Source organism: Sphingomonas sp. EU05-FHT14C10 (assembly GCF_058790595.1).
The window spans coordinates 16,929-40,308 of record NZ_JBYTEN010000007.1 but is presented as its reverse complement, the minus strand read 5'-3'; the positions used below and the strand labels follow the sequence as shown (position 1 = coordinate 40,308).

Genomic DNA, 23,380 nt, shown 5'->3' with positions numbered 1-23,380 from the left:
CGTATTCGAAGGTGGAACAAACCGTCCGAAAAGGATTCGCACCGAAATGTTCGATTACAAGCGTCTCGTTCTGATTGCCGCCGCCGCTGCCTCTTTCTCGACCGTCGCCCAGGCCCAGGATCAGGCCGCACCCGCCGCCGCAACGCCGGCCGCAGGCACCACGGTCGCTACGATCGTCGCGGGTTCGACTGACCATACGACGCTCACCAAGCTTTTCGCCGCTGCCGGCACCGATCAGACGCTGGCGGGCACCGGCCCCTTCACCGTCTTCGCACCGACCGACGACGCCTTTACGCGCGTGCCGCCGGGCACCGTCGCCACGCTGCTCAAGCCCGAAGCCAAGACGGCGCTGACCAAGCTGATGAATTACCTGATCGTGCCGGGCAAGCTGACGCTTGCCGACATCGAGACGCAGGCCAAGGCCAGCGGTGGCACCGCGACGCTGACCAGCGTCGAGGGCGAGCCGATCAAGGTGACCTTCGCTGACGGCGCGGTGAAGCTGACCGACGTCAGCGGCAACGCCTCCTACGTGACCAAGGGCGATCTCGATGCCGGCAACGGCGTCGTCCACGCCGTCAACGGCGTGATCCTGCCCAAGCAGTAAAGATCAGTGGCGTGCGGCGGCGGCGTGATCGCTGTCGCGCGCCTCGACCCAGCGATCACCCTCGCCCGCGCTTTCGCGCTTCCAGAAGGGCGCATCGACTTTAAGCCGATCGATGAGGAAGGCGCAGGCCTCGAGCGCCGGGCCGCGATGGCGTGCGCCTGTGACGACGATCACGATCCGCTCGCCGGGCTGCATCGTGCCGACGCGGTGGACGATCACGACGCCGTCGAGCGACCAGCGCGCCTTCGCCGTCTCGGCCAGCTCGGTCAGCACGCGCTCGGTCATGCCCGGATAATGATCGAGATGGAGCGCGCTGACCCCATCGGTGCCGCGCACCAGCCCGGTGAAGCTTGCCACGCCGCCACAACCGAGCGCCTCGACGCGCGCCAACTCGGCCGTCGGATCGATGGGATCGGGATGGACGCGGATTTCGATCATCCGCCCGTCACCGGCGGGAAGATCGCGACTTCGCGCGCACCCGCGATCGGGGCGGTGAGCGGCGCGAACTGCTGGTCGACGGCGCAGCGGAGCCGCGCCTTTTCGGCCAGCGCCTCGGCATAGCCGCCGCCGCGCGCAGCGAGCCAGTCGACCAGTGCCTCGACCGTGGAAACATCCGCCGGCGGATCGGCTACTTCCTCGTCACGGCCGATCGCCTCGCGCACCCAGGCAAAATAGAGAATCCGCACCGCGCTCAATCCATGTGCTTGAGGCCGACGCGCAGATAATCCCATCCGGTGACCACCGTGAGCCCGGCCGCCACCCACAGGCAGGCGAGCCCCACCTGCTGCACCCAATGCCAGTCGGGCAAGGCGCCGGCGAGGATGAGCGCGCCGAGCGCGACCATCTGGAACGTCGTCTTCCACTTGGCGAGGCGACTGACCGGCACCGAGACGCTGAGTTGCGCCAGGAATTCGCGCAGCCCCGAGACCGCGATCTCGCGCAGCAGGATGACGAGCGCAGGCACCACGTGCCAGCCGACGATCAGCGGGTGGCCGGCCAGCACATCCTCGGTCGAAATCAGCATCACGATCACCGCCGCGACCATGATCTTGTCGGCAATGGGATCGAGGAAGATGCCGAGCTTCGACACCGTGCCTTGCGCGCGCGCCAGATAGCCGTCGAAATAATCGGTGATGCCGACGAGGCAGTAGAGCCCGAATCCCAGCGCGTAGCCCAGCCGCCAATGGGGATACCACAGCAGCGCGACGAGGAACGGCACCGCGAAGATGCGCGACAGCGTCAATATGTTGGGCAGCGTCAGCATGGTCGTGGCGCCTCTTTTATAACCGGATTCAAGGCGGTGCCAGCCCATGCCCATTTTCCTTTGATGGCGGCCTCGCCGATGCGCTAAGGACGGTCGCAACCGATCACAACACAAGTCCGCCCTCCCCTATGCAGACCTCAATGCGGCTTCTCGGCAGACGCCGCTTCCTACCCCTGTTCGTCACGCAGCTATTGGGGGCGTTCAACGACAATCTGTTCAAGACGGCGATGGTGCTGTTCGTCACCTACCGGGTCTATTCCGACCCCAAGGTCGAGACGATGTTCAGCGCGATTTCGACCGGCCTGTTCATCCTGCCCTTCTTCCTGCTTTCGGCGCTTTCGGGCCAGCTTGCCGACACGCGCGACAAGGCGAAGATCATCCGCGCGGTAAAGACCGCCGAGATCGCGATCATGGCCGTCGGCGCGGTCGGGCTGCTCATCCCCTCGATCCCGCTGATGCTGGCTGCGGTGCTGGCGATGGGCGTCCATTCGACCTTTTTCGGGCCGATCAAATACGCAATCCTCCCCCAGCATCTTGAGGCGGAAGAAGTGCTGGGCGGCACGGGGCTGGTCGAAGCCGGCACCTATCTCGCCATCCTCGCCGGCACGATCACCGCCGGCTTCATCACTCATGATCCGCGAATCGCTGCGGGGCTGGTGCTGATCGTCGCCGTTGTCGGCTGGTTCGCGGGACGGCAGGTTCCCCCAGCCCCGCCGATCGGCGAGAAGGAACCGCTCGATTTCCACATCGTGCGGGCCTCGATCCGCCTGGTGTCGGGGACGATGCACATCCGACGGCTGTTCCTCGCCATCTGCTCGATCAGCTTCTTCTGGACGATCGGCGCGGTGCTGATCATCGAATTTCCGCCGCTGGTGAAGAATGTGCTGACCGCGAACGAGCAGGTCGCGAGCCTGTTCCTCGCGATCTTCTCGATCGGCGTCGCGATCGGATCGGTGCTGATCAACCGGCTGCTCAAGGGGCAGGTCTCGGCGCGCTACGCCCCCGCATCGGTCATCGTGATGGCGGGGTTCGTGCTGCTGCTCTATTTCGTCGCGCGCAGCTGGGAAGGCGAGCGCGACGGCTTCTACGACATGGCGCAGTTCATCCACCACGCGAGCGCGCCCCTGCTCGTCATCGCGCTGCTCGGCGTGTCGATCGCAGGCGGCATGTTCGTCGTGCCGCTCTATGCCTTCCTGACGACCACGGTCGGAGCCGACGAGACCGCGCGCACCGTCGCCGCGAACAACATCGTCAATTCAGGCGCGATGGTCGGTGGATCGATCGTGGCGCTGGGGCTGAGCGCGGCAGGGCTGTCGCCCGTAGATCAGCTGCTGATGGTCACCGCCATGTGCTTCGTCTCGGCATGGCTGGCGTGGAAGCTCCACCTCGCCTGCGATTGATGCGCGCAAGCACGCGCTCCGCGACAGGCGGAACGCTGAGCGAGCTTCCCGGCCCGGCGTCGTCGCTGGCGGCTTCCTAGAAGATGAAGCCGTAGATCGCGATGAAGAAGGCGGTGAAGCTGAGAGCAAACAGCTTCAAATCCTTGTCATCGTCGCGAACGGGTTGGATCCGTTCGCGCTTGAATGGCGGGAGCGACTGCCGGAAGGGATGGCGCGCGGCTTCGTTGGTCAGGACCAGTGCACGTCTCATAGCCACCCGTTAACGTTTCGTTTACGATTTCGTCTCGCGCTATCTATGGTTAACAGGCAACTGTCCCGACATGGCACGGTCAGGCAGGCACAAGCTTCCAAGTCATTGAGGGATTTCGGATGGTGCGGGCGGTCGGGCTCGAACCGACACTCCTTGCGGAACCGGATTTTGAGTCCGGCGCGTCTACCAATTTCACCACGCCCGCACTGGCGCCCCGCTCGATCGGGGACAGGTGGAGCGGGGCTATAAGTTGGAGCGTTGGAAATTTCCAGAGCGGATCGATCGGGCGCGGTCACGCTGCCGCGCCCGATCGATACCGGCTCAGGCGCCGAAGCCGCCGTCGATGGTATGGAGCGCGCCGGTGATGAAGCCGGCGTCGGGGCCTGCGAGAAAAGCGGTCAGCGCCGCGACTTCGTCGGCGGTGCCGTGGCGCTTGATCGCCATGAAGCTGTGCATCGTGCTCGCCATCGGGCCTTCGGCGGGGTTCATGTCGGTATCGACCGGGCCGGGCTGGACCACGTTCACGGTGATGCCCCTGTCGCCGAAATCGCGCGCAAGGCCACGCGCCATGCCCTGGACCGCCGACTTGGTCAGCGCATAGGCGGCACCGCCAGCAAAGGGCATGCGATCGCCGTTGACCGAGCCGATCACGATGATCCGCCCGCCCTCGGGCATATGGCGCGCCGCTTCGACCGCGGCATGATAAGGCGCGCGGACGTTGATATCGATCATGCGGTCGACGGCATCGGCGTCGATCTCCAGCGGATCGCCGAGAACCAGCGTGCCGGCGTTGACGACCAGCACGTCGAGCTTGCCGCGACCGCCCACTGTGGCGACCAGTTCGTCGCGATTGGCGGCGTCCGAACGGATCGCCTCGGCGCCGACTTTCGCAGCCAGTGCCCCGGCGGCGTCCTTCGAGCCCGCATAGGTGAAAGCGACCTTGCCGCCTTCCTTCGCGAAACGCTCGACGATCGACGCGCCGATACCGCGGCTTCCGCCGATTACGAGGATGTTCTTGTCCTTGAAAACAGCCATGACGGCCTCCTTGATTAAAAATGTAATGAGTACTACATAAATGAACGTGCAGAGACGTCAAGGTGTTTTGTAATGAGTGGTACAAAATTATCCGCGCGTGGCAGGGGGCGCCCCCGCGCCTTCGATATCGAGCAGGCAACGTCGAAAGCGCAGGCGCTGTTCCACGAGCATGGCTATGACGCGGTGAGCGTCGCTGCGCTTTCGGAAGCGCTGGGGATCAATCCGCCGAGCTTCTACGCCGCCTTCGGCAGCAAGGCCGGGCTGTTCGACGCAGTGCTGCGCCGCTATGCGGCATCGGCATTGCCGTTGGACGATATCCTCGTCCCCGGCCGACCGATTGCCGAAGCGTTGGGCGAACTGCTCGAAACCGCAGCCCGTATCTATGCCGCCGATCCGGCGGCTCCGGGATGCCTCGTGCTGGAGACGGTGCGTTCCGGCCCCGCCGGCGACTGCGGCAATGCTGCCCTTCCCTACCGGACGGCGACGCGATCGAAGGTGCGCGATTTCATCGCCGCCAGCCACCCGCGGATCGCCGACACGCTTGCCGAATATGTCGATGTGACGATGTCCGGCCTGTCGGCGAGCGCGCGCGAAGGGTGGAATGTCGATCGGCTGGTCGCCGTCGCGCGGACGGCTGCGCTCGCTATTCCGCCCGCGCTCGCCGCCGACGGCTGAGCCTCAACCCGCCAGCGGATCGGGGCCGAAGCGATTGGGCCCACGCGTGCCCGGCTGGACATAGAGGAACAACAGGTAAAGCGCACCGAAGAAGGGGATGAGCCCGATCAGCAGCCACCAGCCGCTCTTGTCATAATCGTGGAGCCGCCGCACCGCGACCGCCAGCGACGGGATGATCAGCGCCAGCGCGGCGATCGCGGTCAGGATGCCGCCGCTGTTCTGATAGCCGAAGCTCGCGCCGAACGGCGATGTCGCGCGATAGCTGTCGATCGAACCGCCGAGCCCAAGCCGCGCGTCGAGCTGCATGCAGATCGCGAGCAGGATTATCTCGAACAGCCAGAAGAGCCAAAACTCCTTGCGTCGCGAGCGCCCCGCGAAATCCGCGTAGCGCTTCAGCGGCAGGATCATCCATTCCATATCGCCCCCTTCCCGATGCCGCTCAGTTGCGCGGCGCCTGTCGTCTGTAGCTCAATGCCTCAGCCACGTGAATCCGCCCGATGCCCTCGACGCCCGCCAGATCGGCGATTGTGCGCGCGACTCTGAGCACCCGCGTGTAGCCGCGCGCCGACAGCCGCATCGCCTCCGCCGCCTGCGCGAGCAGCGCCTGCCCCGGCGCGTCGGGCGTGGCGACCGCCGCAAGCAACTCGCCGTCGGCCTCGGCATTGGTCCGCGCGGCCTGCCCCCGATAACGCGCGCCTTGAACGTCACGAGCTGCGCCGACGCGGGTGCGCACCTCGGCGCTGCCCTCGGCCGGCGGCGGCAGGACGAGATCGGCGGCACTCACTGCCTGCACCTCGACATGCAGGTCGATGCGATCGAGCAGCGGCCCCGACACTTTCGCCTGATAGTCGGCGGCACAGCGCGGCGCGCGGGCGCAGGCCAGCGCCGCATCGCCGAGATGGCCACAGCGGCACGGGTTCATTGCCGCGACGAGCTGGACGCGCGCGGGAAAGGTGACGTGCGCATTGGCACGCGCGACACTGACCGTGCCGCTTTCGAGCGGCTGGCGGAGCGAATCGAGCACGGCGCGCTGGAACTCGGGCAATTCGTCGAGAAAGAGCACGCCCAGATGCGCGAGGCTGACTTCGCCCGGCTTGACCTTCAGCCCGCCGCCGGTGAGCGCCGCCATCGACGCCGAATGATGCGGCGCGCGGAACGGACGCGTCCGCGACATGCGCCCGCCGTCGAGCAGCCCGGCGACGCTGGCGACCATCGACACCTCGAGCGCCTCGGCAGGCGTCAGATCGGGCAGGATGCCCGGCAGGCACGATGCCATCAGCGATTTGCCCGCGCCCGGCGGCCCAACGAAGAGCAGATTATGGCCGCCCGCCGCCGCGATCTCCAACGCGCGCTTGGCGGTCTCCTGCCCTTTCACCTGCGCCAGATCGGGGCCGAGGCCCGGCGGATCGGCCTCACCCGGCGCGGGTGTCGCGAGCAGCGCCGATCCCTTGAAGTGATTAAGCAGCGAGAGGAGATCGGGTGCGGCCACGACCTCGACATCGCCCGCCCATGCCGCCTCGCCTCCCTGCGCGGCGGGACAGACGAGCCCCTGCCCCGCGCCGCTGGCATGAAGCGCGGCGAGCAGCACGCCTGGCGACGCGGCGATCCGCGCATCGAGCCCCAGTTCACCGACGACGACATAGCGGCTGAGCGTCTCGGCATCGACCACGCCCATCGCCGCCAGCAGCCCGAGCGCGATCGGCAGATCGTAATGCGATCCTTCCTTGGGCAGGTCGGCGGGTGAAAGGTTGACGGTGATGCGCTTGGGCGGGAGCGACAGGCCGAGGGCCGCGATGGCGCCGCGCACGCGCTCGCGGCTTTCGGCAACGGCCTTGTCGGGCAAGCCGACGACGACGAAGGCGGGAAGGCCGGGGGTCAGCTGCACCTGCACCTCGACAGCGCGCGCCTCCAGCCCCAGATAGGCCACCGTCGAGACGATCGCGACCATATTTCCCCCAAAGCCCCCATCGCTTAGCTAGCCGGGCGATCGCGGCGCTGTCGAGGGGGATGAGCTTTGCGCGCCCGGATCGAAATCCGGCCGGCCGCCGTTGACTTCGGCGGCGATTTTGCCTAACGGACCGCGCAACAGGCCGCCTTTTGCCGGGCGGCCATTTTTATTCGACTTTTGAGGAATGAGCGATGAAGCGCACTTTTCAGCCCAGCAATCTGGTGCGTGCCCGCCGTCACGGCTTCCGTGCCCGGTCGGCGACCCCGGGTGGCCGCAAGGTGCTGGCGGCGCGCCGCGCCCGCGGCCGCAAGACGCTGTCGGCCTGATCACGCTTAGCGCCCGCGCGGATTTTCTCGCGGCCAATTCAGGACGCCGGGCGCCGATGCCCGGCTTCGTCCTGCTGGTCCGACCGCGCGGCGATGGCGATCCGGCGATTCGCGTCGGCTACACCGTGACGAAGAAGATCGGCGGCGCTGTTGTCCGTAACCGGATGAAGCGCCGTTTTCGTGCGCTTGCGCGCGAGATATTGCCCGAGGCGGGAATCGCCGGCGCCGATCATGTGCTGATCGGGCGCGCAGGCGGCGTCGAGCGCGACTTTTCCGCGCTGAAGGCCGAACTCCGCAAAGCCCTGGCGAAACTCGCGCGGCCGGCGGCGGCATGATCAGCCGACTGATGATCCTGATTGTCCGCATGTGGCAGAAGGGTCCGTCGCTGGTCTTGCCTCCCTCCTGTCGTTACGCGCCGTCCTGTTCGGCCTATGCAATCGAGGCGCTTCGCCGCTATGGCGCGCTGAAGGGCGGATGGCTCGCCGCACGGCGGGTCGCACGCTGCCATCCCTGGGGCGGGTCGGGCTACGACCCCGTGCCGTGAAGCAAACAATGCCAGAAGCAGGAGTGACGAGTGGATAATTTGCGCAACATGATCCTGGCGATCGTGCTGTCGGCCCTCGTGCTCGTCGGCTGGAGCGTCGTCTCCAACCGCTATTTCCCGGCCGCCAATCCGCCCGTCACCAGGATCGAGGACGGCAAGACCAAGGTCCTGCCCAATCCCGGCGCCGATCCCGCGGCGGATTCGCCCGCTGCGCTCCGCGACCGCAAGGTGGTGATCGCATCCACGCCGCGAATCACCATCGACACGCCCAGCCTGTTCGGTTCGATCAACCTGCAGGGCGCGCGCATCGACGATCTGGTGCTGCGCAAGCACAAGGAGACGATCGCCCCGGATTCGCCGCCGATCCGCCTGCTTTCGCCGGGCGGCGCGGCGCAGGCCTATTTCGCCGGCTTCGGCTGGACGGGCGCGCAAGGCGCGACCACCGCCCTCCCCGGCCCGAACACCGTCTGGAACACCGATTCGCGTCGCCTCGCCGTCGGCCAGCCGGTGACGCTCAGCTGGGACAATGGCGCGGGCCAGCTTTTCCAGATCAAGGTCTCGGTCGACGCCGATTACATGTTCTCGATCGAGCAGCGCGTGACCAATGCGGGCGCCGCGCCCGTCGCCGTGCGACCCTATGCGCTCGTCGCGCGCTATGGCGAATCGCCCGATCCGCACGACAAGCGCACCTGGACGATCCGCACCGGCCCGGTGGGCTTCTGGGGCGGCACCGATCATTACGACATCAAATATGAGACGCTGGACAAGGAAGGCGCGCAGGGCACGCGCTTCAAGCTCGACAAGGGCTGGCTCGGCTTCGGCGACAAATATTGGCTGACCGCGCTGATCCCCGATCAGAAGTCGACGGTCGACGCCGCGCTCTTCGCCCCCAATCCGGGCCAGTATAATGCGGTGTTCAACACCGCCCAGCCGCAAGCCGTGCCACAGGGCAAGGCGCTGGTCACCACCAGCCGCTTCTTTGCGGGCGCGAAGGATGTCCACCTGCTCGAACGCTATGAGAAGGAAGGCGCGACCCAGATCGACCTCGCGATCGACTGGGGCTGGTTCTACTGGTTCGAGCTGCCGATCTTCTACACGCTCGACTGGCTGTTCAAGCTGTTCGGCAATTTCGGCGTCGCGATCATCCTGCTCACCTGTATCGTGCGCGGCCTGATGTTCCCGATCGCGCAGCGCCAGTTCTCGTCGATGGCGGCGATGCGCACGCTCCAGCCGAAGATGAAGGAGCTGCAGGAGCGCCACAAGGACGACAAGCCGCGCCTCCAGCAGGAAATGATGGAGCTGTACAAGCGCGAGAAGATCAACCCGCTGGGCGGCTGCGCGCCGATCCTGCTGCAGATCCCGGTCTTCTACGCGCTCTACAAGGTGCTGATGCTGACGATCGAGATGCGCCACCAGCCGTTCGTGCTGTGGATCAAGGATCTGTCCGCGCCCGATCCGCTGACCCCGGTCAACCTGTTCGGCCTGCTGCCCTTCACGCCGCCGTCGGCGCTGTCGATCGGCGTGCTCGCGATCCTGCTGGGCATCACGATGTGGCTGCAGTTCAAGCTCAACCCGCAGCCGATGGACGATGTGCAGAAGCAGGTTTTCGGCTTCATGCCGTGGATCATGATGTTCGTGATGGCGCCTTTCGCCGCCGGGCTTCAGCTCTACTGGGTGATGTCGAACACGCTCACCATCCTCCAGCAGAAGTGGCTCTACAGCCGCCATCCGGGGATGAAGGCGCAGGCTGAGAAATCGTGATCGATACGCGCGACTTCATCATCCGTTCGTGTAGAGCGCAGTCGAGACACGCCCCGCCGCGCCCGACGTCCCTCGACTTCGCTCGGGACGAACGGTGATGGATGAAGAACTGATCGAGGGTGCGCGCCGGCTGTTCGCGGGGCCGGTGACTTTCCTCAAGTCGGCGCCGGACCTGAAGTTCCTCCCCGATGCGGTCGCGCCCGAAATCGCGTTCGCCGGGCGATCGAACGTCGGCAAGTCGTCGCTGCTCAACGCGCTCACCGGGCGCAAGGCGATCGCGCGCACTTCGAACACGCCGGGGCGGACGCAGGAGCTGAACTTCTTCGACGTCGGCGATCCGCCGGTGCTGCGCCTCGTCGACATGCCCGGCTACGGCTTCGCCAAGGCGCCGAAGGACATCGTCAAGAAGTGGCGCTTCCTGGTGAACGACTATCTGCGCGGCCGCCAGGTGCTGAAGCGCGCGCTTGTCCTCATCGACAGCCGCCACGGGCTGAAGGACGTCGACCGCGAGATCATGAAGATGCTCGACGACGCCGCGGTCAGCTATCGCCTCGTCCTCACCAAAGCCGACAAGATCAAGCCGACCGAGCTTGAGAAGGTGATCGCCGCGACCGCCGCAGAAGCCCGCACCCGCCCCGCCGCGCATCCCGACGTGATGCCGACGTCGAGCGAGACGGGCGGCGGCATCGCCGAGCTGCGCGCGGCCGTGCTCGAAGCGATCGAATAGACCGAGACGCGGGAGACCCGGGGGAATATTGGCCGCCCCCGAAAGTCGTCACGCCGGTCGCGATACGCGGTCACGAAGCTGTCCTACAGCCCCGCTTCAGGTCTATCCTCGTCGGCATGACCACCATCCGTCATTGCGAGCGCAGCGAAGCAATCCAGACTGGCGTCGGGCATCCTCTGGATTGCTTCGCTGCGCTCGCAACGACGGCGATCCCCTGGGCAGCCTTCATGCGGAAGTTGAGAAACCCCTCCAGCCTCTCAACTTTGTCAACTTCCAAAGACCGAAATCGCGCTTTTCCGCCATTCCCTACAGCAACCATCGTCACGCTCATTCATCCCCTGCCTTCACCCCCTCTCCTTCGCCGATGACAAATCATGTCGGGCGCATGGCCGGGTCCGCCCACGCTGGACAGCATCGGCTCCACCCCCTAACCGTCGTCGCCCAAAGGGAGGTCCGGGTGCTGAAGCTGATCATCGGCAACAAGGCGTATAGCAGCTGGTCGCTGCGCGGCTGGCTTGCGCTCAAGCAATCGGGCCTGCCGTTCGAGGAAATGACCGTTCCCCTCTATGACGAGGACTGGAACCAGCGCCGCGAAGGCGACGAGTTCGCCCCCAGCCAGGGCAAGGTGCCGATCCTGTGGGATGGCGATACCGTGGTGTGGGATTCGCTCGCCATCGTCGACTGGCTGGCCGACAAGGTGGGCCGCGCCCGCTTCTGGCCCGAAGACGAGGGCGCGCGCGCAATGGCGCGATCGATGGCGGCCGATATGCATTCGAGCTTCGCCGCGCTCCGCCGCGAGCATGGCATGAACGTGCGCAAGCGCTTTCCCTTCCAGGGGCTGAGCGAGGCGGCCAATGCCGATGTGGTCCGCGTCCTCGGCCTGTGGGCGGAGGCGCGGGCGCGCCACGGATCGGGGGGGCCCTTCCTGTTCGGCGCATTCGGCGCGGCGGACATCATGTTCGCTCCCGTCGTCACGCGCTTCATCACCTACAGCATCCCCATCCCCCGCTTCGCGCAGGCTTATATGGAGGCCATCATCACGCATCCGTGGATGCAGGAATGGCTGGTCGCGGCGCAGGACGAGCCGTGGGTCATCGAGAAGTTCGAGCAGCCCGTCGGCGCCTGATCCTTCGGGGCAAAGAGAATCGCATGCAGTATCTTCACCAGATCATCGCGGCCGTGACCGCATGGATCATCGCGGTCATCTCGTGGGGCGGCTATTGGGGCATCGCGCTGCTGATGGCGATCGAGAGCGCGTGCATCCCCCTGCCGTCCGAGATCATCATGCCGTTCGCGGGCTATCTGGTATCGACCGGCGAGCTCAACGTCTGGCTGGTCGCGACCGCCGGCGCCATCGGCTGCAACATCGGATCGATCCCGGCCTATGAGGTCGGCAAATATGGCGGGCGGCCTTTCGTCGCGCGCTTCGGCAAGTTCGTGCTGGTGACGATGGACGATCTCGATCGCGCCGAACGCTTCTTCCAGCGCTTCGGCAGCCTCGCGGTGCTGATCTGCCGGATGCTCCCGGTGGTGCGATCGTTCATCGCCTTCCCCGCCGGGGTCGCGCGCATGCCGCTGGTCAAGTTCCACATCTACACCTTCATCGGATCCTGGCCCTTCTGCCTCGCGCTCGCACTGGTCGGCCGCGAGCTTGGCGAGGCGTGGCAGAATGATCCGCGGCTCAAGGCGTTGTTCCACGAACTGGATTTCCTGATCGTCGGCATCGGGCTTGTGGCGGGCATCTGGTTCGTCTGGCACAAGCTTCGCGCGATGAAGCGCCAGGGCTGATCGCGGTGAAGCGCGACCGTCGACAGGCCGAAAGGCAGGGACGGCGTGCCGAGGCGATCGCGGCATGGTGGCTGCGGCTGCATTTCTGGCGGATCATAGACCGGCGCGTGCGCACCGCCGTCGGCGAAGTCGATCTGGTCGCGAAACGCGGAAGGACCGTGGTATTCGTCGAAGTGAAGCACCGCGCCAGCGGCAAGGCGCTGGACATCGCGATTGATCGCCACAGGCTGCGCCGCGTCGCCGCCGCCGCCGTGCTTCTCGCCCCGCGCTATGCCCCGGCGCGCGGAGACATCCGCATAGACGTGATCCTGATCGCGCCCGGCCACCTGCCCCGCCACATCGCCAATGCCTGGCACGGGTGACAAGCGCCGCCGAGCGCCCTAGATCGCGCGCAGCACAGGAGTAGCCGCATGAGCCTGACCGTCGCCGTCCAGATGGATCCGCTGGAAACGATCAATATAGCGGGGGATTCGACCTTCGCGCTGATGCTGTCCGCGCAGGCGCGCGGCCACAGGCTGTTCCATTACGCGGCGAGCGACCTCAACTATGCCGCCGGCCGCGTCTGGACGCGCGCGCATCCCGTCGAGGTTCGTGCGGTGAAGGGCGATCACTTCACCTTCGGCGATCCGGTGAAGCTCGATCTCGGCGAAGAAGCCGATGTCGTCCTGATGCGGCAGGATCCGCCCTTCGACCTCGGCTACATCACCGCCACCCATCTGCTCGAACGGATCGCGGACAGGACGCTGGTGGTGAACGACCCCGCCTCGGTGCGCAACGCGCCTGAAAAGATATTCGTGCTCGATTATCAGGGCTTCATGCCGCCGACGCTCGTCACCCGCAGCGTCGACGAAGCACGCGCCTTCCTTGCCGAGCATGGCGAGATCGTGGTCAAGCCGCTCCACGGCAATGGCGGCAAGGCGATCTTCAAGGTGGGCAGCGACGGCGCCAACCTCTCCTCGCTGATCGAGGTGTTCAACACCGCCTATCGCGAGCCGCACATGATCCAGGCCTTCATCCCCTCGGTGACCGAAGGCGACAAGCGTATCGTCCTCGTCGACGGCGAAGTGGCCGGCGCGGTCAACCGCATCCCCGGCGAAGGCGAGATCCGCTCCAACCTCGCGGTCGGCGGGCGCGCCGCCAAGACCGAACTGACCGCGCGCGAGCGAGAAATCTGCGATGCGCTTGGCCCCGAGCTCAAGAAGCGCGGGCTGCTGTTCGTCGGCATCGACGTGATCGGCGGCGAATGGCTGACCGAGATCAACGTCACCTCGCCCACCGGCATCGTCGCGATCGACCGGTTTAACGGCACCGACACGGCGGGCTTGATCTGGGATGCGATCGAAGCGAAGGTGGCTGCGCGCTAACCCTGCGCCCGTCCTCGCTTTCCACGCGTTGCCGATCGCATGACTGACTTCATCCTGCGCGTCATCGAGACCGCCGGCTATCTCGGCATCGTCATCCTGATGGCGATCGAGAATGTCGTGCCGCCCATTCCGTCCGAAGTCATCATGGGATTCGGCGGGATCGCGGTGGCGCACGGGCGAATGGATTTCGCGCTGCTCGTCGCGGCTGGAACGATCGGCTCGGTCGCGGGCAATTATTTCTGGTACTGGGTCGGGCGCAGCTATGGCTATGAGCGGCTTCGCCCCTTCGTCGAGCGGCACGGCCGCTGGCTCACGGTCGAATGGCACGATGTCGAACGGCTGACCGCCTTCTTCCTACGCCATGGCCAGTGGCTGGTCTTCGTCGCGCGCTTCATGCCGACCTTCCGCACGATGATCTCGCTCCCCGCCGGCCTCGTGCGCATGCCGCGCTGGAAATTCCTGCTGTGGACCGCCGCCGGCACGACGATCTGGAACATCGTCCTTGCCGGCGCCGGCCTCTGGCTCGGCCTGCGCTTCGGCGAGCTGGAACAGTGGACCGGCCCCGCCGCCGCCGCGCTGACCGTGGGGATCATCGCGATCTGGCTATGGCGCGTGCTGACCTGGCGCGGCGGTAGAGGCTAGGCGATCTTTCGACCGAAGGCCGGGCGCGCACTGGCGAGTGGCGGCGCGGAAGGCGCATCGGCGGTCGGCGCCGGCGCGGCCGCATCGCCATTCTGAAGCTCGGCCAGCCGGCGCGCGACGCGGGCGTCGAAGGATGATCCGCCGCCGGCCTCAGCGGGCGCCTCGCCGATATCGGATGTAGATGTCATCGCGCGCGCCACGCCGAAGATGCCGGCATAGAGCTTGCGCGCGCCGAAGAAGATGATCGCGAGGACGACGAGCAACCCGATCAATGCGCCACCGCTGCTCGACCGACGCTCAGGCAAGTCGACGGGCGCGGTCGGCTCGACGTTCGCCGCGGTCGCGCTCGCCGCCGCGCGCTGGGCCCTGACGAAAGCCTCGCGCCGGGCGGCGAAAGCAGCCGTCGTCTCGCCCGGGCGGGGTTCGATCATCAGCCCCTTGGCGATGCGATCCTGCTTTTTCTGATCTTCGGCGAGTTCGGCCTTGGCGCGATCGAGCGCGATGCTTTGCCCCCCGCCCATCCTGGCGCGGTGCGCCGCAGTCGGATCGACGCCCAGCATGCTGGTGAGAAGCGCGATGCCCGATGCATCCAGCGCCACGAATTTCGTGCCCGAATACATGACATAACCGGCACGCGACGAGCCCGTCAGATAGCCGACGTCGAGAAACTGGCCATCCTTGAAGAAGGGCTCACGGTCGGGAAGATCATAGACTTTTTCGATCTTCTCGCCCGATCCGAAGCCAGGAATGCCGAACAGGCGAAAGCGCCGCGCTTCGACCGGCTGGATGATGACGAGCAGCAACAGGGCCGCGCACAGCCCCCGAACGATCCGCATCTTGGCCCCCGTTTGCCAATTGGATGCCGGATCATGGCATTTCGGGCTTAAGGAAGCATTTCCGTGCGTCGTTTCACATCCGCGCGGCGTGGCGCGTTTGCCTATTCGCCGCGATTGGCGCGTGCGGCGGCGCGGTGGAGGCTGCTCATCATCTCGCGCAGCGGCTGATCGACCTTCTCCGCAATTTCGGGGGTGACCGCCGGCGGGCGTCCGCCACGTTCGCTCAGGCGCTTTTCGAGGCGCGCCATCATCACTTCGATGCTGTGCGGATCGCTGTCGTCGTCCGGTGCGGCTGTCGGCTCAGGCAAGGGGAAAGTGGTGATCGGCTTTTCCTCCGCCACCGGCTCCTCGCGCTCCTCCTCAGCCATGTTGAGTTCGAAGGGCAGGTCCTGCGCCGAAAGCGGGCGGCGGGCCGGCGCGTCGGGATGCGCATCGACGCGACGCAGAGACGGCGCGTCGTCATCCGCCGAACGCGCGGCGCGGCGGCGGCGATGGCGCAGGCGGCCATTGCGTTCGAGAAAGGCCATCAGCGCGACGAAGAAGCCGGCGACGACGAGCAAGGCAATGGCGGCGAGAATGAGCCGAGCAGTCATCCCCAGCGGCGGTGCGGCAGCGGGTATGAGCGCCACGATACCGCTGTCGCCAACCAGCGTTTCGATCAGGTCAGCAGGCGCGGCAAACGTCCCCGCCCCTGCCAGAAGGCCGAGCAGCAGCGCCAGCGCCACCGTCTGCCCCCGCTTTGCGCGCGAAATCATCGTCACCCCCATCATGCCGCCAGCCCGATCGGGCGGCGACGCCCAAGCATTGATTGATACACCGGCGCGTAACGCGCAATATTCTTTGCCCAATCGCGCTCGCGCTCGACAAAATTCCGTGCCGCATCGCGGATCGCATCCCAGCGAGCGCGATCGGCAAGCAGCCCGGCAAGCGCAGCAGCGATCGCGACGGGTTGGCCCGGCGGGAACAACGTGCCGGTGACGCCGTCCTCGATCAGCTCGCGATGCCCGCCGACATCCGAAGCCGCGACGATGCGGCGCTGCGCCATCGCCTCCAGCGGCTTGAGCGGCGTCACGAGATCGGTGAGCCTCATCCGTTTGCGCGGATAGGCGAGAATGTCGATCAGGCCATAATAGCGCTCGACGGCGTCGTGCGGCACGCGCCCGGCAAAGCGGATGCGACCGGTGACCGGCGAGGCCGCCGCCTGGATGCGCAGCGCCTCGTCCATCGGCCCGCCGCCGACGAGGAGCAGATGCGCCGCCGGCCGCGCCTTCACCAATGCGGGCATCGCGGCGATCAGATCGTCGAGGCCTTCATAATCGTAAAAGCTGCCGATGAAGCCGATCGTCTCCGCGCCCGCCAGGCCGAGTTCGGTGGCGAGCGCCTCGTCGCGCACCGCGGGTGCACCGAACAGGGTGAGATCGACGCCGTTGGGCGAGACGACGATCTTTTCGGCCGCGACACCGCGCGCGATGAGATCGTCGCGCAAGCCTTCGCAGATCACGGCGACGGCATCGACGGCATGCGCCGCGCGCGTCTCGATGAAGCGCGTCAGGCGATAGCGCGCCGCACCCTCGCGCCCGCTTCCGTTGCCGACGGCCGCATCCTCCCAGAAGGCGCGAATTTCGTAGAGCAGAGGCAGGCCGTGACGCCGCGCCACCCGCAGCGCGGCGAGTGCGTTCATCACAGGCGAATGAGCGTGGAGGATATCGGGCCGCCAGCTGCGGATGACTTCATCCAGCCGCCGCGCGAGCGACCGGATTTCGCGCCACTCGCCGAGCGGCGCCGGCGCGGGCGAAGGCATTTGCGTGCGGTGGAAATGGAGCCCGTCGATCCACTGCTCCGCCTCGCCCGGGGCAGTGTGGCGCGGCCCGGTGACGGCGGCAACGTCGATCCCCACCGCCTGCTGCGCCTTCAGGATCGCGCGCGTCCTGAAACTATAGCCGCTCTGCATCGGCAGGCCATGGTCGAGGATGTGGAGCACGCGCATGACGCGCTTTTGCCAGCCGGGCGTTAACGTCTCGTCAACCGCAACGCCGCGCGCGATCGGAGGTGGCGCGCCATGCCTCATTCTTGTATGCAAGAATCGCAAACGGGGAGAGGCTGATGAAATTGTCACTGGCGACATGCCTGCTGCTGAGCGCCGCCGCCGCCACGGCGCAGACCGCGCCTTTCAAAGCCGGCGACCCGCTGGGCGTCACTACCGACGGCAAGCGCACGCCGATTTCGCGCAACGTCCGTGTGTTCGGGGCGATCGTGAATGCCGAGAGCTGCTCCTACGATGCGACGCGCGACCTGATCGTCACGGTCAATCGCGGGGCCGAGCAGACGCAGGCGCCCAATGACGGCTTCGTCTCACTAATCAACCATGACGGCTCGGTCCACACGCCCAAATGGATCGGGGCGACGCGCGACGGGCTGGTGCTCAACCAGCCTTTCGGCAGCGCGATCCACGCCGGCCGCCTCTACCTGGCGGACAGCGACGGCGGCACGGCGGACGGGGCGAAGAAAGTCGCGGTGCTCCGCATGTTCGATATGGTGACAGGCGCACCCGCAGGCGAAATCCCCGTCCCCGAATCGCCATGGTTCAACGACATCGCCATCGCCGCCGACGGCACCGTCTATGCGTCGCAGAGCGGAACACCCGACGGCACGACGCCGATGCGGCTGTTCAGGATCGCCCCGGACGGCAAGGCGAGCGTCCTTGTCGACGGCGCCCCGCTCGCGCGCCCCAACGGCGTCGCGATCGACAATGACGGCAATATCGTCGTGCTCAACATGAACGACACGCGCGTGTTGACCTTCGCTCCGGACGGGCGGCTGTTGAAGACTGAGCAGTCGGCGCAGGCGGGAAGCGACGGCGTCGTCATCATGCCCGATGGGACCAAATATGTGAGCAGCGTCCAGCTCGGCGGAGTCACGCGCATCCGCCCCGGCAAGCCGCCCGAGCTGATCGCCAGCGGCATCCCGAGCGCGGCATCGATGTGCTTCGATCCCAAGGCGCGTCAGCTCGTCATCCCGATGAACCTGAACAACGGGCTGGCCTTCATCGCGATCGACTAACCTGCTTCATCATTGCGAGCGCAGCGAAGCAATCCAGAGCTATGTCCGGAATCTTTCTGGATTGTTTCGCTGCGCTCGCAATGACGGGGAGCGCTTGTGGAGGCTGATGCGCCTCGGCGTCCGATCAGGTCGCCGGACCGGCTCTATGCGGCCACTTGCCCGCCTGCCGCCGCCAGATCGTGGAGCGCACGCATCTGGGCGAAGGTGACGACCTGTTCCGCCAAAATATCGATCTGCGTCGCAATGCCCTTGTCGCTGATCGCCCCATCCGCGCCGAAGACGGGCTGCATCGAATTGACTGCCACCGCCATCGGCGTCGGCCAGCCACGCAGCGCATGAGTGATCGAGCGTAGCGTCGCAAGCGTCGTCCCCGTCGCCTGCCATCCGGCTGCCGAGGCGATCAGCCCCACCGCACGTCCTTCAAAATAGACTGCTTCGTCCTCGGCCATGTCCTGCACATAATCGAGCGCATTCTTGATCAGGCCGGAGACCGTGCCGTGATAGCCCGGCGACGCGATGATGACGCCGTTGGCGCGGCGCAGCGCATCGATCAGCGCCAGCGCATGATCGCACCGCTCCGCGCTGGTCGGCGCATACATGGGCAGATCGAGCGCCGCGCCGTCGAAGATCATCGTCTCGGCACCCAGCGCCGCACAGCGGTCAAGCGCGCGGCGAAGGAGCTTTTCGGACGAACTGGCCGGCGTGGCCGTGCCGCCCATTCCGACGATGAGCGGCCGGCCCGTCGCCTGCAGCATGGCGTTCATCGGCCGGCGATCAGTTGAACGTGACCTGCCGGCCACCGCGCAGGAAGGCGATGGCGTTGCGGCGCAGGTGGTTGGTGCCGGGATTGAGGATCGGCTCGGGCGAATATTGCGCCAGATACACCCGACGCATCTTGGGCGTGGTATTGGATCCGGTGGCGTGGAGCGCGAGGCTGGAGAAAGCGACGATGCTGCCTGCAGGAACTTCCAGCGTCACGCCTTCCGCATCGCCGGTATAGCCGACCAGATCGTTGCTGCCTTCCTGGCGGATATGCGGGACGATTCCATCACGCGATTCGGGCGCCTGCGAGAAAGGCAGGATGCGCACCGTGCCATTTTCGACCGTGGTGTCGTCGAGCGTGCACCAGCAGGTGAGGTAAGGCTTGTGATCGGCCGGGCCGCCATTGCCGACGACATAGCCCGAATCCTGATGCCAGCTGAACGGCATGCCCTTGTCGGCGCCCTTCACGACATATTGGTCGTAAAAGAAATAGGCGTCGTCGCCGATCGTGGCGCGGCAGACGTCGGCCATGACTTCGCTGAACAGCATATCGCGCAGCCCCGGCTGGACGCGCTGGCATTCGCCCGCGAAATAGCGCTTGCCCTTGTGGCTGATCCCGTCGACCTCGACGCCGAGCTTGTCGAGGCGCTCATCCTCGCGCTCGATCACGCGCGTGCATTCCTCGCGCAGCAGATCAAGCAGCGGGCCTTCGAGCGCACGCTCGAACACCGCATAGCCTTCCTTGGCGAACTGCTCGCGCTGGGCCGAATAATCCATTTTTCTCTCCAAAGAATTTCTGTCCTTCTTCCGGGCATAATAGCGCCGGGCAGGCCATCGCATCCAATCAAATTGCGATAAGAGTTCATGTGTATATACTATGTCTCATGCGAATGAGACAGGTCGAGGCGTTCCGCGCCGTGATGATGAGCGGCGGCATCACCGCTGCCGCCGCCATGCTCAACATCAGTCAGCCTTCGGTGAGCCGGCTGATCGCCGATCTCGAACGCGCGGTGGGCTTTCGCCTGTTCGATCGCCGCGGCGCGCGCGTGCACCCGACCGCGCAGGCGCAGGCTTTGTTCGAGGCCGTGCGCCGCAGCTATACCGGCCTCGACCTGCTGGAGCAGGCGGCGCGCCGCATCCGCGCGCATCCGGTCGGCACCGTCAGGATCGCGGCGCTCGCGGCGATCGCCATGTCGATCCTGCCTGCGGTCATCCAGCGTTTCCGCATCCTTTATCCCGATATCAAGATCACCGTCGAATCGATGGGGCAGCGCGCGATCGAGGAGCATGTCTTCCTCGGCCAGGCCGATCTCGGCATCGGCGTCGACATTCCGCCGCGCGAGGGCATCCGTTCCACCGCCATAGCGCGCGCCGAATATGTCTGCATCCTTCCCGCGGGACACCAGCTGGCGGCGCGGGAGAGGCTGACCATGGCCGATCTTGCGGGCGAGGAGTTCATAGGACCGATGCATGAGGCCGACGCCCTGTGGAACGGCATCGACAATGCGATCGAAACCGCCGGCATCCCGGTTTCGCGGCGGCTGGAGACACAGCATTCGCAGATCCTCTATGCCTTCGTCGAAGCCGGGCTGGGCGTGGCGATCGCGGAGCCGTTCAGCGCGCCGCTGTTCCACCGGCTCGGGGTCGCCGTGCGCCCCATCGCGCCCCCCGTCCATCTGGACTTCGCGCTGCTCGAACCCGACATCGGCCCGACGCCCGAGATCGTGAATTGCCTGCACGCCGAGGTCATTCGCGAAACGAAAGCCTGCCTCGATCATGTCAAGGCATTGATTGCACGCAAGCCATAGCATTTGGACATAGGACCACAACAAATCTCGATTAGACTGCAATGATTGAAAGGTGCAGCTTTCAAGCTGGCAACATGACTGCGTTGTCAATTAATTGAGTTGATATTAGGGGCGCAAAATGCGTCTTTGATATTCGCCGACCATGCGGATGACAAAGCCGCTGGCGGTGCCCAAGGGGAGGATTTGAATGACGATATCGAAGGCGAAACTTGGCCTGGCGTTGACGACCGCGTTGACGGCGACATTGGCCGGTGCTCCCGTTCATGCGCAAACGACGACGAGCGCCAATGCAACCGCGACCGACGAGACCGGCGTCGGCGACATCATCGTCACTGCGCAGAAGCGTGCGCAGAACCTGCAGGACGTGCCGCTGGCGATCACGGTGGTCTCGGGCGCCCAGCTCGAGCGCGCGAACGTCAACTCGGCGGAGCAGCTCTTCCAGCGCGTCCCCACCCTCACCTTCCGCAAGGGCAATACCAACAAGGACTCCGCGCTGTCGATCCGCGGCGTCGGCACCATTTCCTTCGCCTCGGGCGTCGAGCCTTCGGTCTCGACCGTCATCGACGGCGTCGTCTATGCGCGCACCGGCCAGCAGACGTCGGATTTCCTCGATGTCGAGCGGATCGAAGTGCTGCGTGGCCCGCAGGGCAGCCTCTTCGGCAAGAACGCGTCGGCGGGCGTGATCAATATCGTCACGCGCGATCCGAGCGACCATTTCGACGGTTTCGCCGAAGCATCCTGGTACGAAGGCAATGAATATCGCGTGCGCGCCGGCGTTTCCGGCCCGCTCGGCGAAGGGCTCAAGGCCTCGCTGACCGGCTTCTACGCGCAATATGACGGCAATGGCGTCAACGTCTTCAACAACCACAAGATCAACGGCTACGAGCATTGGGGCCTGCGCGGCAAGATCGTCTACGAGCCCAGCGACAAGGTGAAGCTCACCCTGATCGGCGACTATTCGAAGAACAACGATAATGGCTATGCCGACAGCATCGGTCTCGTCTTCCCGTCGGCGTTCAACAATGCGGTGTTCATCCCGTCGCTCGCGCCGCTGAAGCTCGACGGCAAGAACAAGAATATCGACAACGACCTCGATCCGCTGACCAAGGACAAGAACAGCGGTGTTTCGCTGCAGGCCGACATCGATCTGGGCGCCGCGACGCTCACGTCGATCACCGCTTATCGTCATTGGTACAATTATCAGCAGCGCGACGGCGACTTCCGCTCCGACGCGCCCAAATATGTGAACACCGGCGTGGCATCGGGCGACGTGCGGTCCCACGATCGCGGCGACCTGAAGTTCGACCAGTTCACCCAGGAGTTGCGCATCGCCTCCGCGCACCCGCAGTTCCTCGAATATGTCGCAGGTCTCTATTTCTACAAGACGAAAGAAGTCGACTATTTCAACCGCACGGTCACGGCCTGCACCGCGTCGACGCTGCCGACCGTCGGTGGCCTGACGCCCTGCGCGCCGGGTTCGTCGACTTATGTGACCAACCAGGGCAATGCCGACTTCACGACCAGGCTGACCAGCTATTCGGCTTTCGGCCAGGCCACGATGAACTTCACCGACAAGTTCCGCGGCATCGGCGGCGTGCGCTGGACGCACGACAAGGTCTCGTTCGACTTCGCCCGCACCTCGACGCTGACGACGGCCTTTCCCGGCGTGAACCCGGGCTTCTCGGCGACGGGCGCGACCAACGCGGACGGCTGGTCGGGCAATGCCGGCCTGCAATATGACGTGGACAAGAACGTCATGACCTACGCCACCTACACGCATGGCTATAAAGGTCCGGCGATCAACGTCTTCTTCAATATGCTCGGGCGCGACACCGGGCCGATCAAGCCCGAGGAATCGAACGCCTATGAAGTGGGCTTCAAGACGCGGCTGTTCGATCGCCGCCTGACCTTCAACGTCGCGGCCTTCTATGCGAAGTACGACAATTATCAGGCCAACTTCTTCGATCTGGTGGCCGGCCAGGTCGTCACGCGCCTGACCAACGCGGGCACCGTTTCCACGCGGGGCGTCGAAGTCGACTTGAATGCGGCGATCACCGATCGCTTCTCGTTGAACGGCGGCTTCAGCTACACCGACGCGCACATCAACAAGTTCAACTGCCCGACCGGCGCGCCGACCAATTGCGCCGCCACGCTCAACGGCAAGCCGCTGCCCTTCGCGCCCAAATATAAGGGCACGGTGACGGCGGACTGGCGCCTGCCGCTGGGCCTGGAGGCGTTCAACGTCGACTGGAACAGCACGGTTTCCTACCAGAGCCGGACGCAGTTCGACATCAACCAGAACCCCTATGCCTTCCAGACGCCCTACGCGATCTGGGACATGGGCCTCACGCTGCGCACCAAGGACGACAAATACAGCCTGTCGTTCATCGCCAAGAACCTGACCGACAAGCAGTTCGTCATCCAGCGCATTCCGAACGGCACGTCGTTCATGCGCCAGATCACGCCGCGCGACGCCCAGCGTTATGTCGGCGTCACGGGTCGCGTGAACTTCTGAGGCAACGAACCCGCCGGCTCCGGCAATCGCCGGGCCGGCGGGTCATGCCAGTACTGCGAGAGGCCTGAACG

At 65.6% G+C, this 23,380-nt stretch carries 29 protein-coding genes and 1 tRNA gene; 16 read left to right on the top strand and 14 right to left on the bottom strand.

The window, feature by feature from the left end; genetic code table 11:
- Nucleotides 1–46: 46 nt before the first annotated feature.
- Nucleotides 47–604, top strand: coding sequence for a fasciclin domain-containing protein (locus AC3WT0_RS09090; protein WP_492753194.1), 558 nt, complete (start codon nt 47–49; stop codon nt 602–604).
- 3 nt (nt 605–607) lie between these two features.
- Here the strand turns inward: AC3WT0_RS09090 and AC3WT0_RS09085 are convergent, their stop codons facing one another.
- From AC3WT0_RS09085 to pgsA, 3 genes are read right to left on the bottom strand one after another with little or no spacing between them, the layout of a single operon-like run.
- The gene (locus AC3WT0_RS09085; RefSeq protein WP_492753193.1) at nt 608–1,042 is read right to left on the bottom strand and encodes a molybdenum cofactor biosynthesis protein MoaE; all 435 of its coding nucleotides are present in this window, start codon (nt 1,040–1,042) and stop codon (nt 608–610) included.
- The gene (gene moaD, locus AC3WT0_RS09080; RefSeq protein WP_492753192.1) at nt 1,039–1,335 is read right to left on the bottom strand and encodes a molybdopterin converting factor subunit 1; all 297 of its coding nucleotides are present in this window, start codon (nt 1,333–1,335) and stop codon (nt 1,039–1,041) included. The genes AC3WT0_RS09085 and moaD overlap by 4 nt, the downstream gene beginning before the upstream one ends.
- Nucleotides 1,296–1,868, bottom strand: a complete 573-nt coding sequence (gene pgsA / locus AC3WT0_RS09075; RefSeq protein WP_492753191.1) for a CDP-diacylglycerol--glycerol-3-phosphate 3-phosphatidyltransferase — start codon at nt 1,866–1,868, stop codon at nt 1,296–1,298. The genes moaD and pgsA overlap by 40 nt, the downstream gene beginning before the upstream one ends.
- Before the next feature lie 128 nt (nt 1,869–1,996).
- Here pgsA and AC3WT0_RS09070 point away from each other — a divergent pair, with 128 nt between their 5' ends.
- A complete protein-coding gene (locus AC3WT0_RS09070) occupies nt 1,997–3,268 on the top strand; it encodes an MFS transporter (protein ID WP_492753190.1) in 1,272 nt (423 codons plus the stop codon).
- Between the two features lie 76 nt (nt 3,269–3,344).
- On the opposite strand, the gene AC3WT0_RS09065 is transcribed toward AC3WT0_RS09070, so the two are convergent.
- From AC3WT0_RS09065 to bdcA, 3 genes are all read right to left on the bottom strand, one after another.
- Entirely contained in the window at nt 3,345–3,518 is a 174-nt protein-coding gene (locus AC3WT0_RS09065) for a hypothetical protein (RefSeq protein WP_492753189.1), read from the bottom strand.
- A 120-nt stretch (nt 3,519–3,638) separates the two neighbouring features.
- A tRNA-Leu gene (locus AC3WT0_RS09060) sits at nt 3,639–3,723 on the bottom strand.
- A 116-nt stretch (nt 3,724–3,839) separates the two neighbouring features.
- Nucleotides 3,840–4,553 (bottom strand): SDR family oxidoreductase, encoded by a 714-nt coding sequence (gene bdcA / locus AC3WT0_RS09055; RefSeq protein WP_492753188.1) that lies wholly within the window; start codon nt 4,551–4,553, stop codon nt 3,840–3,842.
- A gap of 72 nt (nt 4,554–4,625) precedes the next feature.
- Between bdcA and AC3WT0_RS09050 the strand changes: the two genes are divergently transcribed.
- Entirely contained in the window at nt 4,626–5,228 is a 603-nt protein-coding gene (locus AC3WT0_RS09050; protein WP_492753187.1) for a TetR/AcrR family transcriptional regulator, read from the top strand.
- A 3-nt stretch (nt 5,229–5,231) separates the two neighbouring features.
- Here AC3WT0_RS09050 and AC3WT0_RS09045 read toward each other — a convergent pair whose 3' ends face one another.
- Both AC3WT0_RS09045 and AC3WT0_RS09040 read right to left on the bottom strand, forming a co-directional pair.
- A complete protein-coding gene (locus tag AC3WT0_RS09045) occupies nt 5,232–5,645 on the bottom strand; it encodes a DUF805 domain-containing protein (RefSeq protein ID WP_492753186.1) in 414 nt (137 codons plus the stop codon).
- A 22-nt stretch (nt 5,646–5,667) separates the two neighbouring features.
- Nucleotides 5,668–7,176, bottom strand: coding sequence for a YifB family Mg chelatase-like AAA ATPase (locus tag AC3WT0_RS09040; RefSeq protein WP_492753185.1), 1,509 nt, complete (start codon nt 7,174–7,176; stop codon nt 5,668–5,670).
- Between the two features lie 191 nt (nt 7,177–7,367).
- On the opposite strand from AC3WT0_RS09040, the gene rpmH reads away from it, so the two are divergent.
- From rpmH to yihA, 5 genes are all read left to right on the top strand, one after another.
- Nucleotides 7,368–7,502 carry a 50S ribosomal protein L34 gene (gene rpmH, locus AC3WT0_RS09035; protein ID WP_492753317.1) on the top strand — a complete coding sequence of 45 codons (135 nt, stop codon included), beginning with the start codon at nt 7,368–7,370 and terminating at the stop codon, nt 7,500–7,502.
- Nucleotides 7,499–7,837 carry a ribonuclease P protein component gene (rnpA, locus tag AC3WT0_RS09030; protein WP_492753316.1) on the top strand — a complete coding sequence of 113 codons (339 nt, stop codon included), beginning with the start codon at nt 7,499–7,501 and terminating at the stop codon, nt 7,835–7,837. Before rpmH ends, rnpA begins: the two co-directional genes overlap by 4 nt.
- On the top strand, nt 7,834–8,046 hold the full coding sequence (gene yidD / locus AC3WT0_RS09025; RefSeq protein WP_492753184.1) for a membrane protein insertion efficiency factor YidD: 213 nt from the start codon (nt 7,834–7,836) through the stop codon (nt 8,044–8,046). The genes rnpA and yidD overlap by 4 nt, the downstream gene beginning before the upstream one ends.
- Nucleotides 8,047–8,076: 30 nt before the next feature.
- Nucleotides 8,077–9,807, top strand: coding sequence for a membrane protein insertase YidC (gene yidC, locus AC3WT0_RS09020; RefSeq protein ID WP_492753183.1), 1,731 nt, complete (start codon nt 8,077–8,079; stop codon nt 9,805–9,807).
- A 97-nt stretch (nt 9,808–9,904) separates the two neighbouring features.
- Nucleotides 9,905–10,534, top strand: a complete 630-nt coding sequence (yihA, locus tag AC3WT0_RS09015; RefSeq protein ID WP_492753182.1) for a ribosome biogenesis GTP-binding protein YihA/YsxC — start codon at nt 9,905–9,907, stop codon at nt 10,532–10,534.
- Between the two features lie 130 nt (nt 10,535–10,664).
- On the opposite strand, the gene AC3WT0_RS09010 is transcribed toward yihA, so the two are convergent.
- Complete coding sequence (locus tag AC3WT0_RS09010) at nt 10,665–10,865, bottom strand: hypothetical protein (RefSeq protein ID WP_492753181.1); 201 nt, start codon at nt 10,863–10,865, stop codon at nt 10,665–10,667.
- Between the two features lie 129 nt (nt 10,866–10,994).
- Between AC3WT0_RS09010 and AC3WT0_RS09005 the strand changes: the two genes are divergently transcribed.
- From AC3WT0_RS09005 to AC3WT0_RS08985, 5 genes are read left to right on the top strand one after another with little or no spacing between them, the layout of a single operon-like run.
- Nucleotides 10,995–11,660 (top strand): glutathione S-transferase family protein, encoded by a 666-nt coding sequence (locus tag AC3WT0_RS09005; protein WP_492753315.1) that lies wholly within the window; start codon nt 10,995–10,997, stop codon nt 11,658–11,660.
- 23 nt (nt 11,661–11,683) lie between these two features.
- Nucleotides 11,684–12,322, top strand: a complete 639-nt coding sequence (locus AC3WT0_RS09000; RefSeq protein WP_492753180.1) for a DedA family protein — start codon at nt 11,684–11,686, stop codon at nt 12,320–12,322.
- A gap of 5 nt (nt 12,323–12,327) precedes the next feature.
- Nucleotides 12,328–12,684: a YraN family protein gene (locus AC3WT0_RS08995; RefSeq protein ID WP_492753179.1), complete on the top strand. Its 357-nt coding sequence runs from the start codon at nt 12,328–12,330 to the stop codon at nt 12,682–12,684.
- Between the two features lie 48 nt (nt 12,685–12,732).
- Entirely contained in the window at nt 12,733–13,686 is a 954-nt protein-coding gene (gene gshB / locus AC3WT0_RS08990; protein WP_492753178.1) for a glutathione synthase, read from the top strand.
- A gap of 39 nt (nt 13,687–13,725) precedes the next feature.
- On the top strand, nt 13,726–14,328 hold the full coding sequence (locus AC3WT0_RS08985; RefSeq protein WP_492753177.1) for a DedA family protein: 603 nt from the start codon (nt 13,726–13,728) through the stop codon (nt 14,326–14,328).
- On the opposite strand, the gene AC3WT0_RS08980 is transcribed toward AC3WT0_RS08985, so the two are convergent.
- The 3 genes from AC3WT0_RS08980 to AC3WT0_RS08970 all read right to left on the bottom strand — a co-directional run bounded on the left by AC3WT0_RS08980 (nt 14,325) and on the right by AC3WT0_RS08970 (nt 17,151).
- The gene (locus AC3WT0_RS08980; RefSeq protein ID WP_492753176.1) at nt 14,325–15,164 is read right to left on the bottom strand and encodes a hypothetical protein; all 840 of its coding nucleotides are present in this window, start codon (nt 15,162–15,164) and stop codon (nt 14,325–14,327) included. The genes AC3WT0_RS08985 and AC3WT0_RS08980 overlap by 4 nt on opposite strands.
- Before the next feature lie 101 nt (nt 15,165–15,265).
- Complete coding sequence (locus AC3WT0_RS08975; protein ID WP_492753175.1) at nt 15,266–15,919, bottom strand: hypothetical protein; 654 nt, start codon at nt 15,917–15,919, stop codon at nt 15,266–15,268.
- Nucleotides 15,920–15,930: 11 nt separating this feature from the next.
- The gene (locus tag AC3WT0_RS08970) at nt 15,931–17,151 is read right to left on the bottom strand and encodes a TIGR04063 family PEP-CTERM/XrtA system glycosyltransferase (protein ID WP_492753174.1); all 1,221 of its coding nucleotides are present in this window, start codon (nt 17,149–17,151) and stop codon (nt 15,931–15,933) included.
- Between the two features lie 116 nt (nt 17,152–17,267).
- On the opposite strand from AC3WT0_RS08970, the gene AC3WT0_RS08965 reads away from it, so the two are divergent.
- Nucleotides 17,268–18,224 (top strand): SMP-30/gluconolactonase/LRE family protein, encoded by a 957-nt coding sequence (locus AC3WT0_RS08965; protein WP_492753173.1) that lies wholly within the window; start codon nt 17,268–17,270, stop codon nt 18,222–18,224.
- Nucleotides 18,225–18,367: 143 nt separating this feature from the next.
- On the opposite strand, the gene AC3WT0_RS08960 is transcribed toward AC3WT0_RS08965, so the two are convergent.
- Nucleotides 18,368–18,988, bottom strand: a complete 621-nt coding sequence (locus AC3WT0_RS08960) for an NADPH-dependent FMN reductase (RefSeq protein WP_492753172.1) — start codon at nt 18,986–18,988, stop codon at nt 18,368–18,370.
- A gap of 10 nt (nt 18,989–18,998) precedes the next feature.
- A complete protein-coding gene (locus tag AC3WT0_RS08955) occupies nt 18,999–19,763 on the bottom strand; it encodes a phytanoyl-CoA dioxygenase family protein (RefSeq protein ID WP_492753171.1) in 765 nt (254 codons plus the stop codon).
- Nucleotides 19,764–19,876: 113 nt separating this feature from the next.
- Between AC3WT0_RS08955 and AC3WT0_RS08950 the strand changes: the two genes are divergently transcribed.
- Entirely contained in the window at nt 19,877–20,794 is a 918-nt protein-coding gene (locus tag AC3WT0_RS08950) for a LysR substrate-binding domain-containing protein (RefSeq protein ID WP_492753170.1), read from the top strand.
- Between the two features lie 187 nt (nt 20,795–20,981).
- Complete coding sequence (locus AC3WT0_RS08945) at nt 20,982–23,309, top strand: TonB-dependent receptor (protein ID WP_492753169.1); 2,328 nt, start codon at nt 20,982–20,984, stop codon at nt 23,307–23,309.
- Nucleotides 23,310–23,380 lie beyond the last annotated feature (71 nt).

Coding starts and splice junctions, on each gene's coding strand:
- AC3WT0_RS08955 (WP_492753171.1), bottom strand. CDS start 19,763: ATGGATTATTCGGCCCAGCGCGAGCAGTTCGCCAAGGAAGGCTATGCG.
- AC3WT0_RS08980 (WP_492753176.1), bottom strand. CDS start 15,164: ATGCGGATCGTTCGGGGGCTGTGCGCGGCCCTGTTGCTGCTCGTCATC.
- AC3WT0_RS09000 (WP_492753180.1), top strand. CDS start 11,684: ATGCAGTATCTTCACCAGATCATCGCGGCCGTGACCGCATGGATCATC.
- moaD (WP_492753192.1), bottom strand. CDS start 1,335: ATGGGATTATCTGCGCGTCGGCCTCAAGCACATGGATTGAGCGCGGTG.
- AC3WT0_RS08965 (WP_492753173.1), top strand. CDS start 17,268: ATGAAATTGTCACTGGCGACATGCCTGCTGCTGAGCGCCGCCGCCGCC.
- AC3WT0_RS09045 (WP_492753186.1), bottom strand. CDS start 5,645: ATGGAATGGATGATCCTGCCGCTGAAGCGCTACGCGGATTTCGCGGGG.
- AC3WT0_RS08950 (WP_492753170.1), top strand. CDS start 19,877: ATGAGACAGGTCGAGGCGTTCCGCGCCGTGATGATGAGCGGCGGCATC.
- AC3WT0_RS09085 (WP_492753193.1), bottom strand. CDS start 1,042: ATGATCGAAATCCGCGTCCATCCCGATCCCATCGATCCGACGGCCGAG.
- pgsA (WP_492753191.1), bottom strand. CDS start 1,868: ATGCTGACGCTGCCCAACATATTGACGCTGTCGCGCATCTTCGCGGTG.
- AC3WT0_RS09070 (WP_492753190.1), top strand. CDS start 1,997: ATGCAGACCTCAATGCGGCTTCTCGGCAGACGCCGCTTCCTACCCCTG.
- AC3WT0_RS08945 (WP_492753169.1), top strand. CDS start 20,982: ATGACGATATCGAAGGCGAAACTTGGCCTGGCGTTGACGACCGCGTTG.
- AC3WT0_RS09090 (WP_492753194.1), top strand. CDS start 47: ATGTTCGATTACAAGCGTCTCGTTCTGATTGCCGCCGCCGCTGCCTCT.
- AC3WT0_RS09065 (WP_492753189.1), bottom strand. CDS start 3,518: ATGAGACGTGCACTGGTCCTGACCAACGAAGCCGCGCGCCATCCCTTC.
- AC3WT0_RS08960 (WP_492753172.1), bottom strand. CDS start 18,988: ATGAACGCCATGCTGCAGGCGACGGGCCGGCCGCTCATCGTCGGAATG.
- AC3WT0_RS08970 (WP_492753174.1), bottom strand. CDS start 17,151: ATGCGCGTGCTCCACATCCTCGACCATGGCCTGCCGATGCAGAGCGGC.
- AC3WT0_RS09050 (WP_492753187.1), top strand. CDS start 4,626: ATGAGTGGTACAAAATTATCCGCGCGTGGCAGGGGGCGCCCCCGCGCC.
- gshB (WP_492753178.1), top strand. CDS start 12,733: ATGAGCCTGACCGTCGCCGTCCAGATGGATCCGCTGGAAACGATCAAT.
- yidD (WP_492753184.1), top strand. CDS start 7,834: ATGATCAGCCGACTGATGATCCTGATTGTCCGCATGTGGCAGAAGGGT.
- yihA (WP_492753182.1), top strand. CDS start 9,905: ATGGATGAAGAACTGATCGAGGGTGCGCGCCGGCTGTTCGCGGGGCCG.
- rpmH (WP_492753317.1), top strand. CDS start 7,368: ATGAAGCGCACTTTTCAGCCCAGCAATCTGGTGCGTGCCCGCCGTCAC.
- AC3WT0_RS09040 (WP_492753185.1), bottom strand. CDS start 7,176: ATGGTCGCGATCGTCTCGACGGTGGCCTATCTGGGGCTGGAGGCGCGC.
- AC3WT0_RS08985 (WP_492753177.1), top strand. CDS start 13,726: ATGACTGACTTCATCCTGCGCGTCATCGAGACCGCCGGCTATCTCGGC.
- bdcA (WP_492753188.1), bottom strand. CDS start 4,553: ATGGCTGTTTTCAAGGACAAGAACATCCTCGTAATCGGCGGAAGCCGC.
- AC3WT0_RS09010 (WP_492753181.1), bottom strand. CDS start 10,865: ATGAGCGTGACGATGGTTGCTGTAGGGAATGGCGGAAAAGCGCGATTT.
- AC3WT0_RS08975 (WP_492753175.1), bottom strand. CDS start 15,919: ATGATTTCGCGCGCAAAGCGGGGGCAGACGGTGGCGCTGGCGCTGCTG.